The organism is Streptomyces cinereoruber (assembly GCF_009299385.1).
In the GTDB taxonomy this organism is placed as follows: domain Bacteria; phylum Actinomycetota; class Actinomycetes; order Streptomycetales; family Streptomycetaceae; genus Streptomyces; species Streptomyces bikiniensis.
This window is the reverse complement of sequence record NZ_CP023693.1, coordinates 5,469,405-5,485,685: the sequence shown is the minus strand read 5'-3', so window position 1 is coordinate 5,485,685 and position 16,281 is coordinate 5,469,405. Positions and strand designations below refer to the sequence as shown.

The window sequence follows — 16,281 nt, the reverse complement described above, 5'->3', positions numbered from 1 at the left end:
CGGGCGGGTCACGTACGGGCCCGGGGCGTCACCCCAGCGCCGCCTCCAGCGTCCGCGCCAGGTCCACCGCCTCCTCCGGGGGCAGCAGGGAGCCGTCCGGGCGGGTCACGTAGAGGGTGTCGACGGCGTTGGCGCCCAGGGTGGAGACGTGGGCGCTCCTGACCCGTACCGCCGCTCCCTCCAGGGCGCGGCCGATGCGGTGGAGGAGGCCGGGGGCGTCCTGGGCGCGGACCTCGATGACGGTGGCGAGGCGGGAGTCGGCGGCGGCGACGGTGACGCGGGGCGGCGGGGCGGTGAGGCCCCGGCGCCGGGGGTAGGCGGCCTCGCGTTCGGCGAGGCGGGCGGGGATGTCGAGGGAGCCGTCGAGGGCGCGGACGAGGTCGGCGCGGAGCCGGGCGGCCTCGGGCAGGGAGCCGTACTCGGCGGCGACGCGCCAGTCGAGGACGAGGACGGAGCCGGAGCCGAGTCCGGTGGGGAGGTCCACGGCCCGCAGGTCGGCGGCGCGGACGGTGAGGCGGTGCAGGGCGAGGACGCCGGCGACGGCGGGCAGGACGCCGGGCTGGTCGGGCAGGGCGATGACGAGTTCGACGCCGACGGGCTCGGGGGCGACTTCGTCGGAAGCGGAGTCGTCGGGGTCGGAGTCGTCGGGGTCGGCCGCGTGCTCGTCCCGGGTGTGGAGGGCGAGGACGGGTTCGCCGGTGCGCAGGGCCTCGATGGCCAGGCGTTCCTGTTCGGCGCTGGGGGCGGCGGCCTCGGGGTCGGGCAGGGGTTCGCCCGCGAGGACGCCCGCGACCCGTTTGACCAGGTCGGCGACCAACGAGGCGCGCCAGGAGGACCAGGCGGCGGGCCCGGTGGCGAGGGCGTCGGCCTCGGTGAGGGCGTGCAGGAGCTCCAGGGTGCCGAGGGTGCCGACGGCGGCGGCGACGGACTCGACGGTGGCGGGGTCGTCGAGGTCGCGCCGGGTGGCGGTCTCCACGAGGAGGAGGTGGTGGCGGACGGCGGTGGCGACGGTGGCGGTGTCGGTGCGGTCGAAGCCGACGCGGGCGGCGAGGTCGCGGGCGATGGTCTCGCCGGCGACGGAGTGGTCGCCGGGCCAGCCCTTGCCGATGTCGTGGAGGAGGGCGGCGACGAGGAGGAGGTCGGGGCGGCCGACGCGGCGGGTGAGGGAGGCGGCGCGGACGGCGGTCTCGACCAGGTGGCGGTCGACGGTCCAGGTGTGGACGGGGTTGCGCTGGGGGCGGCAGCGGACGCGTTCCCAGTCGGGGAGCAGCCGGGTGACGATCCCCTCGGCCTCCAGGGCCTCCCAGACGGGGACGGTGGCCTCGCCGGCGCCGAGGAGGGTGACGAGTTCCTCGCGCGCCTCGGCGGGCCAGGGCGCGGGGAGGGGCGGGGCGGTGGCGGCGAGCCGGCGTACGGCGTGCGGGGAGAGCGGCAGGCCGGACTGGGCGGCCGCGGCGGCGGCCCGCAGGGGCAGGACGGGGTCGCGCTCGGGTCGGGCGGTGCGGGCGAGGACGACCTCGCCGTCCATCTCGACCACGCCCTCGGCGAGCGGGGTGCGCTCGACCGGGGGTTTGCCGCCGGTCCGGCCGGCTCCGGTCCGGCCGAGGAGGGAGCGGAGCCGGGGGCGGGCCGAGCGGGCCTTGAGGACGCGGTTGACCTCGCGCCAGGTGACGTCGGTGGCGTACGAGATGGTCCGGGCGGCCTCGTACACCTCGCGGAGCAGGGTGTCGGCGTCGAGGAGGCCGAGTTCGGCGGCGACGGCGTCCTGTTCCTGGAGGGCGAGCCGGTCGGTGGCGCGGCCGGTGGTCAGGTGGAGGGCGTCGCGGGTGTCGAGGAGGCGGCGGCGGGCGCGGTCGAGGCCTTCGCGGGGGGCGTCGGCGAGCCAGGAGGCGGCGACGGCGCGGAGGGCCTGGGCGTCGCGCAGTCCGCCGCGGGCCTCCTTGAGGTCGGGTTCGAGCAGGAACTGGAGCTCGCCCATGCGTTCGGCGCGTTCGCGGCAGAGCGCGTCGAGTTCGGGGAGGCGCCTGGGGGCCTGGTTGCGCCAGTCGGCGAGGACGGTGGTGCGCAGGGCGGCGACGAGTCCGGCGTCTCCGGCGAGGGGCCGGGCGTCGAGGAGGCCGAGGTGGACCTTGAGGTCGTCGGCGGCGGTGGCGCGGGCCTCGGCGGGGGTGCGGACGGAGTGGTCGAGGGCGAGGCCGAGGTCCCAGACGGGGTACCAGATGCGGTCGGCGAGGGCGGCGATCGCGGCCTTGTCGGCGGTGCCGTCGTGGAGCAGGAGGAGGTCGAGGTCGCTGCGGGGGGAGAGTTCGGAGCGGCCGTAGCCGCCGACGGCGACGAGGGCGGTGCCGCGGGGCGGTGCGGCGGCGGCGAAGAGGCCGGCCAGCCAGTCGTCGGTGAGGCGGGCGAGGGCGGTACGGCGCGGCGGCCCGGACCGCTCCTTCTCGTGGAGGAGGAGCAGCCGGTCCGCCGCGTAACCGCCGGGTCCCGAATCTTCGTTCTGTGCGTTGACTTCGAGGCTCGTCACCCGGCGGCTCCTCACGTGTTCCTACAGTGCGTCCGGACCGCGCTCGCCGGTGCGGACCCGTACGGCGGTCTCGACCGGCACGCTCCACACCTTGCCGTCTCCGATCTTGCCGGTCCGGGCGGCCTTGACGACGACGTCGATGAGCTGTTCGGCGTCCTCGTCCTCGACCAGGACCTCGATGCGGATCTTGGGGACCAGGTCGACGGTGTACTCGGCGCCCCGGTAGACCTCGGTGTGGCCGCGCTGGCGGCCGTAGCCGCTGGCTTCGGTGACGGTGAGGCCGTGGACGCCGAACGCCTGGAGGGCCTCCTTGATCTCGTCGAGCCGGTGCGGCTTCACGACCGCGGTGATGAGCTTCATGCGTCCACCTTCTTGTTCTCCGTGACGGCCGGGGCGGGGGCGGCGGCGGTGGTGCGGGAGGAGGTGCCGCCGCCGGCGCCGCTGAAGTCGTACGCGGTCTCGGCGTGCTCGACCTGGTCGATGCCGGAGACCTCGTCGTCCTCGCTGACCCGCATCCCGATGGTCTTGTCGACGATCAGGGCGAGGATCGCGGAGGCGATCAGAGAGTAGGCGAGGACCGCGAAGACGCCGATCGCCTGCTTGCCGAGCTGTTCGAGGCCGCCGCCGTAGAAGAGGCCCTTGGCGTCGGACTGGACGCCGCCGGTGGCGAAGAAGCCGACGAGGAGGGAGCCGACGATGCCGCCGACGAGGTGGACGCCGACGACGTCGAGGGAGTCGTCGTAGCCGAACTTGTACTTGAGGCCGACGGCCATGGCGCAGAGGAGGCCGGCGACGGCGCCGACGGCGATCGCGCCGAGGGGGCTGACGGAGCCGCCGGCGGGGGTGATGGCGACGAGGCCGGCGACCGCGCCGGAGGCGGCGCCGAGGGTGGTGAAGGAGCCGTGGCGGATCTTCTCGTAGGCGAGCCAGGCGAGCATGGCGGCGGCGGTGGCGACCTGGGTGTTGACGAACATCACGGCGCCGACGCCGTCGTCGTTGCCGAGCCAGGAGCCGGCGTTGAAGCCGAACCAGCCGAACCACAGGAGGGCGGCGCCGAGCATCACCAGCGGGAGGCTGTGCGGGCGCATCGGATCCTTCTTGAAGCCGACGCGCTTGCCGATGACGAGGATGACGCCGAGGGCGGCGGCGCCGGCGTTGATGTGGACGGCCGTGCCGCCGGCGAAGTCGATGACGCCCATCTCGAAGAGCCAGCCGCCGGAGCCCCAGACCCAGTGGGCGACGGGGAAGTACACGATCGTGGCCCAGAGGGTGATGAAGAGGGCCCAGGCGGTGAACTTGACGCGGTCGGCGAGGGCGCCGCTGATGAGGGCGGGGGTGATGACGGCGAACATCAGCTGGAAGACGGCGAAGACGTAGACGGGGATGGTGTAGCCGTCCCACAGTTCGGTGATGCCGATGCCGCTGAGGCCGACGTAGTCGGAGGACCAGCCGACGATCGAGCCGACGTCGGTGCCGAAGGCGATGCTGAAGCCGTAGAGCACCCACAGGATCGTGACGATCCCGAGGCTGACGAAGCTCATCATCAGCATGTTGAGGGTCGACTTGACGCGGACCATGCCTCCGTAGAAGAAGGCGAGTCCCGGGGTCATCAGCATGACCAGGGCGGAGCAGATGAGCATGAACCCGGTGTTGGCGGCGGACAGCGCGGGGGCGTCTGCGGCCAGGGTCGTGATGGCTGGTGCCATCGGCGTCTCCTCGTCGTCGGTACGGCCTGTGCGGGGCGGGGCCGGAGAGCGGCCGGCCGTGAGGGGTGGCCGGTTATGGCCCAGAGATTCGCGCAGCGCGGTTTCCGGCGGTGCCGCTCGATGTTTCGGAGCCGTGACGAAGGGGTGGGGCGTGTTACGTGACGGTGAACACGCGGGTCACGGGCAGGTAACGGCGTACTCTCCGCGCGTACGGCGCCGGACGGGGGTCCGGTACGGGCCGGGGGACGCGAACCGGCCGCGCCGGCGTCCGTGTGTCCTTGCGGCGGGGGAGCCGAGTCGGGCAGTACGGGACGTCCGGCGCGGCCGGGGTCCGGGCGGGCCCTGCGGGGCCCGGGCGGGAGGGGTCAGACGGCTTCGGCGGCCTCGGGGAGGAGCTGGGCGAGCCGGTCGGTGAGCTGGACGACCTCGGCGACGTCGCCGAAGCCGCGGGCGGCGTGGTCGACGGTCTTGCGGAGCCGGGTGTTGACCCGCTCGGAGCGGATGCTGCGGGCGACGCCGAGGGCCTTCTCGGCGAGGACGACGGACTGCTCGGGCTCGCGCTTGAGGAGGTGGACGGTGGCGAGGCCGATCAGGTTGAGGGCGTAGGACCGCTGGTGGTCGGCGTCCTTCTCGAAGAGCTCGACGGCCCGCTCCATGAGGGGTTCGGCGAGGGAGGCGTACGTCGGGGAGCGTCCGGCGACGTAGGCGAGGTCGCGGTAGGAGTGGGAGTTCTCGCCGTTGAGCTCGGCCTCGGAGAAGAACCGGATCCAGTCGGGCTCGGGCTCGGCCTCCAGGCCGACGTCGGCGAAGGTGTCCTCGGCCATCCGGACGGCCCGCTTGCACTTGGAGGGCTGGCCCATGTTGGCGTAGGCGCGGGCCTCCATCGCATACAGCATGGCCTGGGTGCGGGCGGTGGCGCAGTCCCGGCTGCCGTACTGGGCGAGGTGGATGAGTTCGAGGGCGTCGTCGGGCCGGCCGAGGTGGATCATCTGGCGGCTCATGGACGACAGGATGTACGAGCCGAGGGGCTTGTCGCCGGCCTCCTTGGCGGCGTGCAGGGCGAGCACGAAGTACTTCTGGGCGGTGGGCTGGAGGCCGACGTCGTAGCTCATCCAGCCGGCGAGTTCGGCGAGTTCGGCGGCGCAGGTGAAGAGGCGCTTGGAGACGTCGGCGGGGTGGGGTTCCTGGAGGAGGTCGGTGACCTCGTGGAGCTGTCCGACGACGGCCTTGCGGCGCAGTCCGCCGCCGCACTGGGCGTCCCACTTGCGGAACATGGCGGTGGTGGACTCCAGGAGGGTGAGCTCGACCTCGGAGAGCCGCTGGGGGCGACGGGCGTCGCCGGTGGGGGCGGGGGGCACGGCCTCGCCGGCCGGGGTGGGGACGAGCCAGCGCTGCATCGGTTCGATGAGGGCGGGGCCCGCGGCGAGGGAGAGGGAGGAGCCGAGGAAGCCCCGGCGGGCGAGCATGAGGTCGCTGCGGGAGAACTCGCTGAGCAGGGCGACGGTCTGGGGACCGGCCCAGGGGAGGTCCACTCCGGAGACGGAGGGCGACTGGTGGGCGGCGCGCAGGCCGAGGTCCTCGACGGCGACGACGGATCCGAAGCGCTCGGAGAAGAGCTCGGAGAGGATCCGCGGGATGGGCTCGCGGGGCTGTTCGCCGTCGAGCCAGCGGCGCACGCGCGAGGTGTCGGTGGAGATGTGGTGCGCGCCCATCTGGCGCGCCCTGCGGTTGACCTGGCGCGCCAGTTCGCCCTTGGACCAGCCGCTGCGCACGAACCACGAGCCCAGCTGCTCGTTCGGGCGCTTGCCGGCAGTCGTACCGTCTGCGCCGTTGCCGCCCACTGGAACGCCCCCATCCACCTGATTGCCTGTCGTGCGAACCCTTATCAGAATGCCGTGTCTCGCGGCATCCGTCCGGCGTTCGCACTCCTTCGAACTGGAAACCGGGTTGCCACCGGCATACCCACGCGTGCAGTGCGCCCCGTGGTTCGAGTACCGAAAGTAATCCTACGATCACCCCTCTACGAGGGGGATTCAAGAAACGCCACCATTCGCCACCCCTTCGAATGAACCCCCCACCCGTGGAACGCGCTTCACTTGACATGCGACGAACCGGAGTCGGCGGACGGATGCGCGGAGAGGCGCGTGTCGCGGCCCGCACCACCCCTCGCACGACCGTGCGCCACCCTCGGCGACAGAGCGTGACGGGGAGTGACGGCGGTGCTCCTGGTCGTAACCACCGGCGCGCTCGACCCGTTGGAGGGGACATGGGTTTCACGATCGGCGGCATTCGTGAGATGCGGTCCGGCGCACGCCGCCGCGTACGCGCCACGGAGTGCACAGCGGTGGCGGAGTACACGGGGCTGTGGGGCTGGGACGTGGTCCCCGGCGCGCGGGCCGTCTCCGGTCAGTGCTCCTGCGGCGATCCGGTGTGCGCGGCCCCCGGGGCGCACCCGCTCTCCTTCGCGGAGCCGGTCCCGGCGGGCGCCGGCCTTGACGACGCGACCAAGGCGTGGTCGGAGTACCCGGGCGCGGCGCTGCTGCTCCCGGTGGGACGGGCCTTCGACGTGATCGAGGTGGCGGAGGCGGCGGGCCGGCGGGCGCTGGTCCGCCTGGAGCGCATGGGCCTTCCGCTCGGCCCGGTGTGCGCGACCCCGACCGGCCGGGCGCGGTTCTTCGTGGCGCCGGGGGCCGCGACCGAACTGCCGCAGCTCCTTTACCGGATGGGCTGGGACGACGCCGATCTGGACCTGCACTGCCTGGGCCCCGGCTCGTACGTGACCGCTCCCCCGTCGGACCTGGGCGGCCTCGGTCCGGTGCGGTGGCTGCGGCCCCCGACCCTGGACACGGCGGGCGCGCCGCCGCAGGCGCGGCTGCTGCTGGGCACCCTGGCGTACATCTGCCACCGCACGCACTTCTGAGCGCGTGCCCCTGCGTGTGCTTCCGCGCGTACCTCTGAGCGCGTACTTCTGAGCACGTGCTTCCGACGCCCCCATGCGTGAAGGGCCCCCGCCGGTTCTCCCGGTGGGGGCCCTTCACGCGTGCGCGGGGAGCGCGGTCAGTCGCCGATCAGGGCGTCGACGAAGGCTCCCGGCTCGAAGGGGGCCAGGTCGTCCGGGCCCTCGCCCAGGCCGATCAGCTTGACCGGGACGCCCAGCTCGCGCTGGACGGCGATGACGATGCCGCCCTTGGCGGTGCCGTCGAGCTTGGTCAGGACGATGCCGGTGATGTCGACGACCTCGGCGAAGACGCGGGCCTGGATCAGGCCGTTCTGGCCGGTGGTGGCGTCGAGGACGAGGAGGATCTCGTCGAGCGGGCCGTGCTTCTCCACGACGCGCTTGACCTTGCCGAGCTCGTCCATGAGGCCGGTCTTGGTGTGGAGGCGGCCGGCGGTGTCGATGAGGACGACGTCGGCGTTCTCCGCGATGCCCTCCTTGACCGCGTCGAAGGCGATCGACGCCGGGTCGCCGCCCTCCGGGCCGCGGATGGTGCGGGCGCCGACGCGCTCGCCCCAGGTCTGGAGCTGGTCGGCGGCGGCGGCGCGGAAGGTGTCGGCGGCGCCGAGGACGACGGACTTGCCGTCGGCGACGAGGACGCGGGCCAGCTTGCCGGTGGTGGTGGTCTTGCCGGTGCCGTTGACGCCGACGACCATGACGACGCCGGGGACGTCCGCGGGGCTCTCGGTGTTCACCGTGCGGTCGAGGTCGGGGCCGAGGAGGGTGATCAGCTCCTCGCGGAGCAGGCCGCGCAGCTCCTCGGGGGTGCGGGTGCCGAGCACCCGCACGCGCTCGCGCAGCCGCTCGACGAGCTCCTGGGTGGGGGCGACGCCGACGTCGGCGGTGAGGAGGGTCTCCTCGATCTCCTCCCAGGTGTCCTCGTCGAGGTGTTCGCGGGACAGGAGGGTGAGCAGCCCCTTGCCGAGCGAGTTCTGGGAGCGGGCGAGGCGGGCCCGGAGCCGTACGAGACGGCCTGCGGTGGGCTCGGGGACCTCGATCACGGGGGCCGGGGGCTCGGCGACGACCGGGTCCTCGACGGCGGTCGGGGTGCCGGTGGCCTCCTCGGCCGTGGGGAGCTGGACCTCCTCGACCGTGCGGCGTGGTTCTTCCCGCGGTGTCTCCGCCTCCTCGCCGACGTGCGGTTCGGCGGGCGGAGCGGTGATGGTCGGCGGGGTGGACGGCGGCTCGGCGGGCGGCAGCTGCTTCTTCTTGCGGCCGCTGATCACGAGCCCGCTCGTCACGGCGACCGCGACGACCAGAGCGATGACTACAGCAAGGATGAGTTCCATAACGGGTCCAGTATGGCGTCACCCCGCCCGCGGCCCCCGTACTCCCCGTGGGGCACGCCCCCGCGTACCGGGGCGGTCCGCCGTTCGGCGGTGCCGGACGCGAAGACCGCCCCGGTACGGGCGCGGGGCCTCGGACCGGGGCGGTCTCGGTGAGCGAGGAGAGGGGCAGCGGGGATCAGCCCATCTCCTCCAGCGCCTTGCCCTTGGTCTCCTTGACGTACCGGAGCACGAAGGGGATCGAGAGCACGGCGAAGACCGTGTAGATGACGTAGGTGCCGGAGAGGTTCCAGTCCGCCAGGGACGGGAAGCTGGCGGTGATGGCCCAGTTGGCGATCCACTGCGCGGAGGCGGCGACGCCGAGGGCGGCGGCGCGGATCTTGTTGGGGAACATCTCGCCGAGGAAGACCCAGACCACCACGCCCCACGAGAGGGCGAAGAAGAGCACGAAGACGTGGGCGGCGACGAGGGCCACGACGCCCTGGGTCTCGGGCAGCTTGCCGTCGACGAGGTCGGCGGAGAAGGCCCAGGCCTCGAAGGCGAGGGCGACCGCCATGCCGGCGGAGCCGACGAGGGCGAGCGGCCTGCGGCCGACCCGGTCGACCAGGACCATCGCGATCACGGTGCCGACGATGTTGATGATCGACGTGGTGAACGAGTAGAAGAACGAGCTGGACGGGTCGATGCCGACGGACTGCCAGAGGGTCGCGGAGTAGTAGAACGCGACGTTGATGCCGACGAGCTGCTGGAAGACCGAGAGTCCGATGCCGACCCAGACGATGGGCAGCAGCTTGAAGCGGCTGCCGGTGACGAACAGGTCCCAGAAGGTGGACTTGTGCTCGCGGCGCATGGCCTGCTTGATCTCCTCCACCCGGTGGTCCAGGTTCACGCCCTTGCCCTCGACCTCGGCGAGGACCTCCTTGGCCTTGTCGGTCTTGCCGACGGAGATCAGGAAGCGGGGGGACTCGGGGATCGCGAAGGAGAGCAGGCCGTAGAGGAGGGCGGGGACGACCATCACGCCGAGCATCCACTGCCAGGCCTCCAGGCCGCCGATCTTGCCGCGCTGGTCGCCGTCGGCGAGCTGGAGGATGCCGTAGTTGACCAGCTGGGAGATGGCGATGCCGATGACGATGGCGGCCTGCTGGAAGGAGCCGAGCCGGCCGCGGTAGGCGGCGGGGGCGACCTCGGCGATGTAGGCGGGGCCGATGACGGAGGCCATGCCGATGGCGAAGCCGCCGACGATCCGCCAGAAGGCGAGGTCCCAGAGGGCGAAGGGCAGGGCCGAGCCGACGGCGCTGACGGTGAAGAGGACGGCGGCGATCTGCATGCAGCGGATGCGGCCGATGCGGTCGGCGATCCGGCCGGCGGTGGCGGCGCCGATGGCACAGCCGATCAGGGCGATGGCGATGACCTGGGCGAGGGTGCCGGAGCCGATGTCGTACCGGTGGCGGATCGCCTCGACGGCGCCGTTGATGACGGAGCTGTCGTAGCCGAAGAGGAAACCGCCCATCGCGGCGGAGGCCGTGATGAAGATGACGTGACCGAGGTGGTCCGGGTGGGCGGCGCGGCCTTCGGAGGGGGGCGGCGGGGGCGCCGACTCAGTGCTGGTCACATGGACTCCTGGATGCTCCGGCAGCGTTGTCGGGGCGTGGGGGGCGAGCCCTTCAAGTGGCGCACAACTTCACGCCGCCCACCACTTGAAGGTAAAAGCAACGTTGCAGAGACTATGCGTTCAAGTTTCGAAGTCAAGAGTTCCCCTCCTGCGAATTTGAGGGCAGGGCGATACCACTTAGATTCAAGTCTTGAAGGCAGCCTGAAGGCGGCCCGGAGCGGAGCCGCTACCGCAGCCTCTGGCTGATGACCTTGGATACCCCGTCGCCCTGCATGGAAACGCCGTACAGCGCGTCCGCGACCTCCATCGTCCGCTTCTGGTGCGTGATCACGATGAGCTGGGAGGACTCCTGGAGCTCCTGCATGATCCGGATCAGCCGCTGGAGGTTGGTGTCGTCGAGGGCCGCCTCGACCTCGTCCATCACGTAGAACGGGCTGGGCCTGGCCTTGAAGATGGAGACGAGCAGCGCCACGGCCGTCAGCGAGCGCTCGCCGCCGGAGAGCAGCGAGAGCCGCTTGACCTTCTTGCCCGGCGGGCGGGCCTCCACCTCGACGCCGGTGGTGAGCATGTCGTCCGGGTCGGTGAGGACGAGACGGCCCTCGCCGCCCGGGAAGAGGCGTGAGAAGACCCCCTCGAACTCGCGGGCCGTGTCCCGGTACGCCTCGGTGAAGACCTGCTCGACGCGCAGGTCGACCTCCTTCACGACCTGAAGCAGGTCGGCCCGGGTCTTCCTCAGGTCCTCCAGCTGCTCCGAGAGGAACTTGTGGCGCTCCTCCAGGGCGGCGAACTCCTCCAGGGCCAGCGGATTCACCTTGCCGAGCTGGTGGTGGGCCCGCTCGGCGGCCTTCAGGCGCTTCTCCTGCTCCGAACGGACGAACGGCCGGGGCGCGGCGGGCTCCCCGTCCTCCTCCCCCTCGGCCGCCGGGGGCGGGGGGACGGGCTGGTCGGGGCCGTACTCGGCGACCAGGGCGGCCGGCCCGACGCCGAACTCCTCCAGGGCCTTGGCCTCCAACTGCTCGATCCGCAGCCGCTTCTCGGCGCCGAGGACCTCGCCCCGGTGGACGGAGTCGGTCAGCTTGTCGAGCTCGGCCTTGAGGTCCCGGCCCCGGGCGCGGGCCGCCGTGAGCCCCCGCTCCCGGTCGGCCCTGGCCGCCTCGGCGACCGCCCGCTCGCGCTCGGCGCGGGACAGCGAGACCTCGACGTGGGCCAGGAGCGTCCGGGCCCCGGCCGCGACCGCTCCGGCGACCTCCGCCTCGTGGCGGAGCCGGGCCCGCCGCCGCTCGGCACGCGCGCGTGCCTCCCGTTCGGCGCGGGCGGCCCGGTCGAGGGAGTCGGCGCGCCCGGCGAGCCCCCTGACCCGCTCCTCGTGGGTACGGACCTGGAGCCGGGCCTCCATCTCGGTCTGGCGCGCCCGGGAGCCGTCGGCCGCGAGCCGGTCGCGCGCGGAGGTGTCGGGCTCCTCGTCGCCGCCCTCCCCGGCGGCGGCCTCCTCTGCCACCAGGAGCCGTTCGGCCAGTTCCTCGGCGTCGGCGGTGGCCTTCTCCAGGGCCTCCTGGGCGCGGGCGGCGGCCGCGGCGGCGCGCTCGGCCTCCCCCGCCGCTCCCCTGGCCTGTCCGGCGAGCCGGCCGAGTCGCTGGGCGACGGCGGACTTCTCGCGCTCGGCGGTACGGCGCCGGGCGTCGAGTTCCTCGGCGAGCGCGGCGGCGGTGCGGCGCCGCTCGCCGGCCTCCTCCCGGGCGGCCGCCAGTTCCTCGCACCGCGCGCCCAGGGCGTCGAGTTCGGCGGCGGCCTCGGCCACGGAGGCCTGGACTTCGAGGAGGCTGGGGGCGCCGGCGGAGCCGCCGTGCGCGACGTGCGCGCCGAGCAGGTCCCCCTCGACGGTGACGGCGGTCAGCGCGGGCCGGGTCCTGACCAGCTCCGCGGCCTCGTCCAGGTCGTCCACGACGACGACGCCGTCGAGCAGGCGGCGGACGGCGCCCATGAGTTCGGCGGGGCCCCGGACGAGGTCGGCGGCGTACGGATGCCCGCCGGGCGCGGGGCCCACCGGTCCGGGCCCCCGGCCCGGGTGCCCGTCCGGGTCGTGGTCCGGCTCCTGGGCTCCGGTGAGGAGCAGGGAGGCGCGGCCCGCGTCCTGCTTGCGCAGCAGGCGGAGGGCTTCGACGGCGGCGGAGGGTCCGGCGGCGACCGCGTCGGCGGCGGTGCCGAGGGCGGCGGCGACGGGGACCTCGTAGCCGGGGGTGACGGTGAGGAGGTCGGCGGCCGGGCCGAGGAGGCCGGTGAGTCCGGCGGCGAGCAGGGCGCCCGTGCCGTCCTTGCGGCGCAGCCCGAGGGCGAGGGTGTCGTGGCGGGCCCGGGTGGCGGCGCGGCGGCGTTCGGCGGTGTCGAGGGCTTCGCGGGCGGCGTTCAGGGCGGCCTCGGCCTCGGCGAGCCCGTGGCGGGCGGCCTCGTGCCGTTCGGCGAGTTCGGTGTCCTCCGCGTCGAGGCCGTCGACCTCGTCCTTGAGCCGCTCGTACTCCTCCTGGGCGGCGGCGGCCCGTTCGGCGGCCTCGTCCCGGGCGGCGGCGAGCCGGTCGATCTCGGCCCGGGCGGTGGCGGCGCGCGAGCGGGCCGCGTCGACCTGGCCGTGGAGGCGGGCGAGGCCCTCGCGCCGGTCGGCGAGGACGCGGGCGGCGTCCTTGAGGCGCCGCTCCTCGTCGGTCAGGGCCCGCTCCAGGTCGGAGCGGTGGGCGACGGCGTCCTCCAGGGCGCGTTCGGCCGCCTCCAGGGCCGCTTCGAGCTCGGCCTCCTGTTCGCGGACGCGGGCCGCTTCGCGCTCCAGGTCCTCGGGGTCGCGGCCGCGCCGCTCCTCGGGGGGCGCGGTGGTGGCGCTCTTCACGCGCGCGTCGGCCAGCGAGATCGTGCCGCGGACCCGTTCGGCGAGCTGGGAGAGGTCGTACCAGGTCTGCTGGGCGCGCTCCAGGCGGGGCACGAGCGCGCGTGCCTCCGCCTCCAGGGCGGCTTCCCGGTCGAGGGCGGCGCGCAGGTCGGTCTCGGTGGCCTCCTTGCGCGCGAGGAGGGCGGCTTCGTCGGCGACCTCGGCGGTGAGCGCCGCCCTGAGGTGGACGAGGTCGTCGGCGAGGAGGCGCAGGCGCGCGTCGCGCAGGTCGGCCTGGATGACGACGGCCCGGCGGGCGACGGCGGCCTGCCGGCCGAGCGGCTTGAGCTGTCGGCGCAGTTCGTCGGTGAGGTCCTGCACGCGCGCGAGGTTGGCCTGCATCGCGTCGAGCTTCCGCAGCGCCTTCTCTTTCCGCTTGCGGTGCTTGAGGACGCCGGCGGCCTCCTCGATGAAGGCGCGGCGGCCCATCGGGTCGGCGTGCAGCACGGAGTCGAGCTGCCCCTGGCCGACGATGACGTGCATCTCGCGTCCGATGCCGGAGTCGGAGAGCAGGTCCTGGAAGTCGAGCAGGCGGCAGGTGTCGCCGTTGATCTGGTACTCGCTGCTGCCGCCGCGGAACATGATCCGGGTGAGGGTGACCTCGGCGTAGTCGATGGGCAGGGCGCCGTCGGAGTTGTCGATGGTCAGCGAGACCTCGGCGCGGCCGAGCGGGGGGCGCCCGGTCGTGCCGGCGAAGATGACGTCCTCCATCTTGCCGCCGCGCAGCGACTTGGCGCCCTGCTCGCCCATGACCCAGGAGAGGGCGTCCACGACATTGGACTTGCCCGATCCGTTGGGGCCCACGACGCAGGTGATTCCCGGTTCGAACCTCAGCGTGGTGGCCGAGGCGAACGACTTGAATCCGCGGAGCGTCAGGGCCTTGAGGTGCACGTCGGGGACTCTACCGGGGCCCGCGCGTTTCACCCGCGAACGTGCAGGGCAGATCCTCGTGTGAGGAAGGGGGAGACGTGGGGGACTCCGGGGAAACAGCGGGTGAAAGCAAGAAGGGACGCCGAAGCGCCCCTTGCGTGTTCAGCCGGCATGTGTCGAGCTCCATATGCGGCTGTACGGCGGCCGGCCACGCCGACCTGTGTGTTTCCCACCTGGCCCCTCGGGGCTGGGTTGTCAGGTGAGCGCAGGCTCCGCCTGGGGTACGTCGAGATCGATGCTGTCCAGCAGCGACTCTCCCTGGTGCTGAGCGGCGGCAGCGGCGAGCGCGTCGTTCTCGGACTGGATCCGTACCAGCTCGGATTCGAGGTCCTGGACGCGCTGCTGGAGCCGTCGCATCTCGGCGAGGAGTCGCGGGTCGGAGCCGCCGACGTAACCGAGAAGCGCCTTTGCCATGATGGATGGTCCTCCACAATGAGTGACCGACCGAAGCGGTGTGGGTCGTGAGGGATTCGCACCCGCGGTGTTCGGCAGTGACGCGTTGTGCCGGTTCCACTGCCCAACAACTAAGGTGCGCGGGGCTTCCAGAGTCTCACCAAAAAGTTTGACGGTCAACACGATCACGCCCCGTTCCAAGGGACGACCGGGGAGTCCGCGGCCGCTCAGGGGGCGTCCGCACCTCTCGACCCGGCGCCGTCGGGGCGTCGCGATCCATCTGCACGGCAGCCTTCCACGACGGGCGCTCCTTGGCAACCACCAGGGGCTTTCCCCTTCACACGCCCGTTACGGCGCGTTCGCACGAGGCCCCTCCGGGTCACCGGAAGGGGTCTCGGAGAGTGATCGTCAGCGGATGGCGAATCCGTCGTAGCCGCCGCGCGGGGTGTCCCAGATCTCAGTGACTCCGTCCACGCGTCCGGGTGTGTCGTCGGAGCGGAGCCAGTCGAGCAGACGGTGGCAATTCTCACGCGCCCCTTCGGCCACGACCTGTACCCGACCGTCGTCGAGGTTGAGCGCGAAGCCCGTCAGGCCGCCGATCTCCAGGGCGTTTGCCCTGGTGAACCAGCGGAAGCCCACTCCCTGTACCCGGCCGCGTACCCAGGCGGTCATCCGTACGTCGTCACTCATGGCTGCACGCTAGCGGGCACCCCGCCCGAAGAGCACATCGCCCCCCGCTTCCCACTCGCGTACAGTCCCGACGAACGCGTCTCACCCGTTCGGGCGCGCGCCGTTCGACTGTCGGACCGCAACGGTACCGACCGCAAAGATCAGCAAAGATCAGCAGGAAGACCCGCGGAAGACCAGCAGGAAGGCAGAGCCATGGGACGCCACCGTCGCTCCGGCGCCGCACCCGCCGCAGAAGACTACGCGGCCGGTACGGGCCGCCGGCACCGGGGTGACCGCCGCAGGCGGTCCGTGCGCACCGGCCTGCTCGGCGCCTCCGCGGCCGTCGCGGTCGGCGCCGCCCTGGTCGCCTCGGGCCTCCTGCCCGGCGGGGACACGCTCACGGTCGGCGGCACCGACACGGCCGGCCACCAGGCGCAGTCCCGGCAGGCCCCGGAGCTGACGACGCAGGGCGGGGCGACGGACACCCCGACGACCGCGCGCACGGGGACGAGCAGCGGGAAGCCGTCCTCCCCGTCGGCGAAGCCGAACGCGAAGCCCGGCGCGGAGCCGGGTGCGAAGCCGAGCCCGAAGCCCGCGAAGACCACGGCGTCCCCGAGCGCGAAGCCGAAGGCGAGCGCCACCCCGTCTCCCACGTCTCCCGCGCCGAAGCCGAAGGCCACGAAGCCGGCGGCCCCCGAGGCCACCGGGCCCGCGAAGACGGCGAGCGCGAAGCCCGCCGCCCCGAAGCCGGTCGCCCCGAAGGCCGCGCCCACCACCGAGGCGCCCGCGCCGAGGACGAAGCCGAAGCCGACCGCCCAGGCCCCGACCCGGAAGTCCGCGGCCGCCTCCACCGCGAGCCGGGGCAGCGCCGCCGAGGCGGAGGTCCTGCGCCTGGTCAACGCCGAGCGCGCCACGGTGGGCTGCACCCCGGTGACCGCCGACGCGCGGCTCGCATCGCTGGCGGGCGCGTTCAGCGCGGACATGGCCGCCCGCGGCTTCTTCGACCACACGGACCCCGACGGGGACACCCCGTGGGCGCGCGCCCAGCAGGCGGGCGTCTCGACCCTGGCCGGCGAGAACATCGCCCGCGGCCAGGCGGACGCGGCGGCCGTGATGAAGTCCTGGATGACCAGCGACGGCCACCGCGCCAACATCCTGAACTGCGACTTCAAGACGATGGGCGTCGGCGTCCACTTCGGCGACGGCGGCCCGTGGTGGACCCAGGACTTCGGCTACTGAGATTCCCGCAGGT

The 16,281-nt window shown here is 73.3% G+C and carries 11 protein-coding genes; 2 read left to right on the top strand and 9 right to left on the bottom strand.

What is annotated here, in order from left to right; all coding sequences use genetic code 11:
- Positions 1-28: 28 nt before the first annotated feature.
- The 4 genes from CP977_RS24875 to nsdA all read right to left on the bottom strand — a co-directional run bounded on the left by CP977_RS24875 (position 29) and on the right by nsdA (position 6,071).
- Complete coding sequence (locus tag CP977_RS24875) at positions 29-2,524, bottom strand: [protein-PII] uridylyltransferase (RefSeq protein WP_152370836.1); 2,496 nt, start codon at positions 2,522-2,524, stop codon at positions 29-31.
- A 21-nt stretch (positions 2,525-2,545) separates the two neighbouring features.
- Positions 2,546-2,884 (bottom strand): P-II family nitrogen regulator, encoded by a 339-nt coding sequence (locus tag CP977_RS24870; protein WP_015036464.1) that lies wholly within the window; start codon positions 2,882-2,884, stop codon positions 2,546-2,548.
- Entirely contained in the window at positions 2,881-4,230 is a 1,350-nt protein-coding gene (locus CP977_RS24865; RefSeq protein WP_062752023.1) for an ammonium transporter, read from the bottom strand. Before CP977_RS24865 ends, CP977_RS24870 begins: the two co-directional genes overlap by 4 nt.
- Positions 4,231-4,595: 365 nt before the next feature.
- Complete coding sequence (gene nsdA / locus CP977_RS24860) at positions 4,596-6,071, bottom strand: transcriptional repressor NsdA (protein WP_109185531.1); 1,476 nt, start codon at positions 6,069-6,071, stop codon at positions 4,596-4,598.
- A 425-nt stretch (positions 6,072-6,496) separates the two neighbouring features.
- On the opposite strand from nsdA, the gene CP977_RS24855 reads away from it, so the two are divergent.
- Positions 6,497-7,150 (top strand): bifunctional DNA primase/polymerase, encoded by a 654-nt coding sequence (locus CP977_RS24855; protein WP_062752025.1) that lies wholly within the window; start codon positions 6,497-6,499, stop codon positions 7,148-7,150.
- Positions 7,151-7,287: 137 nt separating this feature from the next.
- Here CP977_RS24855 and ftsY read toward each other — a convergent pair whose 3' ends face one another.
- The 5 genes from ftsY to CP977_RS24830 all read right to left on the bottom strand — a co-directional run bounded on the left by ftsY (position 7,288) and on the right by CP977_RS24830 (position 15,050).
- Entirely contained in the window at positions 7,288-8,514 is a 1,227-nt protein-coding gene (gene ftsY, locus CP977_RS24850) for a signal recognition particle-docking protein FtsY (RefSeq protein WP_062752026.1), read from the bottom strand.
- A gap of 175 nt (positions 8,515-8,689) precedes the next feature.
- Positions 8,690-10,123, bottom strand: coding sequence for a sugar porter family MFS transporter (locus CP977_RS24845; protein ID WP_062752027.1), 1,434 nt, complete (start codon positions 10,121-10,123; stop codon positions 8,690-8,692).
- A 226-nt stretch (positions 10,124-10,349) separates the two neighbouring features.
- Positions 10,350-13,928, bottom strand: a complete 3,579-nt coding sequence (gene smc / locus CP977_RS24840) for a chromosome segregation protein SMC (RefSeq protein ID WP_152370835.1) — start codon at positions 13,926-13,928, stop codon at positions 10,350-10,352.
- A gap of 234 nt (positions 13,929-14,162) precedes the next feature.
- Positions 14,163-14,381, bottom strand: a complete 219-nt coding sequence (locus tag CP977_RS24835) for a hypothetical protein (RefSeq protein ID WP_030220558.1) — start codon at positions 14,379-14,381, stop codon at positions 14,163-14,165.
- A gap of 387 nt (positions 14,382-14,768) precedes the next feature.
- Positions 14,769-15,050, bottom strand: coding sequence for an acylphosphatase (locus tag CP977_RS24830; RefSeq protein ID WP_062752029.1), 282 nt, complete (start codon positions 15,048-15,050; stop codon positions 14,769-14,771).
- 192 nt (positions 15,051-15,242) lie between these two features.
- Here CP977_RS24830 and CP977_RS24825 point away from each other — a divergent pair, with 192 nt between their 5' ends.
- The gene (locus tag CP977_RS24825; protein WP_152370834.1) at positions 15,243-16,268 is read left to right on the top strand and encodes a CAP domain-containing protein; all 1,026 of its coding nucleotides are present in this window, start codon (positions 15,243-15,245) and stop codon (positions 16,266-16,268) included.
- The last annotated feature ends 13 nt before the right edge of the window (positions 16,269-16,281 follow it).

Excerpts from the sequence above, each read along its gene's own strand:
- CP977_RS24870 (WP_015036464.1), bottom strand. The coding sequence starts at position 2,884 with ATGAAGCTCATCACCGCGGTCGTGAAGCCGCACCGGCTCGACGAGATC.
- CP977_RS24865 (WP_062752023.1), bottom strand. The coding sequence starts at position 4,230 with ATGGCACCAGCCATCACGACCCTGGCCGCAGACGCCCCCGCGCTGTCC.
- CP977_RS24855 (WP_062752025.1), top strand. The coding sequence starts at position 6,497 with ATGGGTTTCACGATCGGCGGCATTCGTGAGATGCGGTCCGGCGCACGC.
- ftsY (WP_062752026.1), bottom strand. The coding sequence starts at position 8,514 with ATGGAACTCATCCTTGCTGTAGTCATCGCTCTGGTCGTCGCGGTCGCC.
- CP977_RS24835 (WP_030220558.1), bottom strand. The coding sequence starts at position 14,381 with ATGGCAAAGGCGCTTCTCGGTTACGTCGGCGGCTCCGACCCGCGACTC.
- CP977_RS24830 (WP_062752029.1), bottom strand. The coding sequence starts at position 15,050 with ATGAGTGACGACGTACGGATGACCGCCTGGGTACGCGGCCGGGTACAG.
- CP977_RS24825 (WP_152370834.1), top strand. The coding sequence starts at position 15,243 with ATGGGACGCCACCGTCGCTCCGGCGCCGCACCCGCCGCAGAAGACTAC.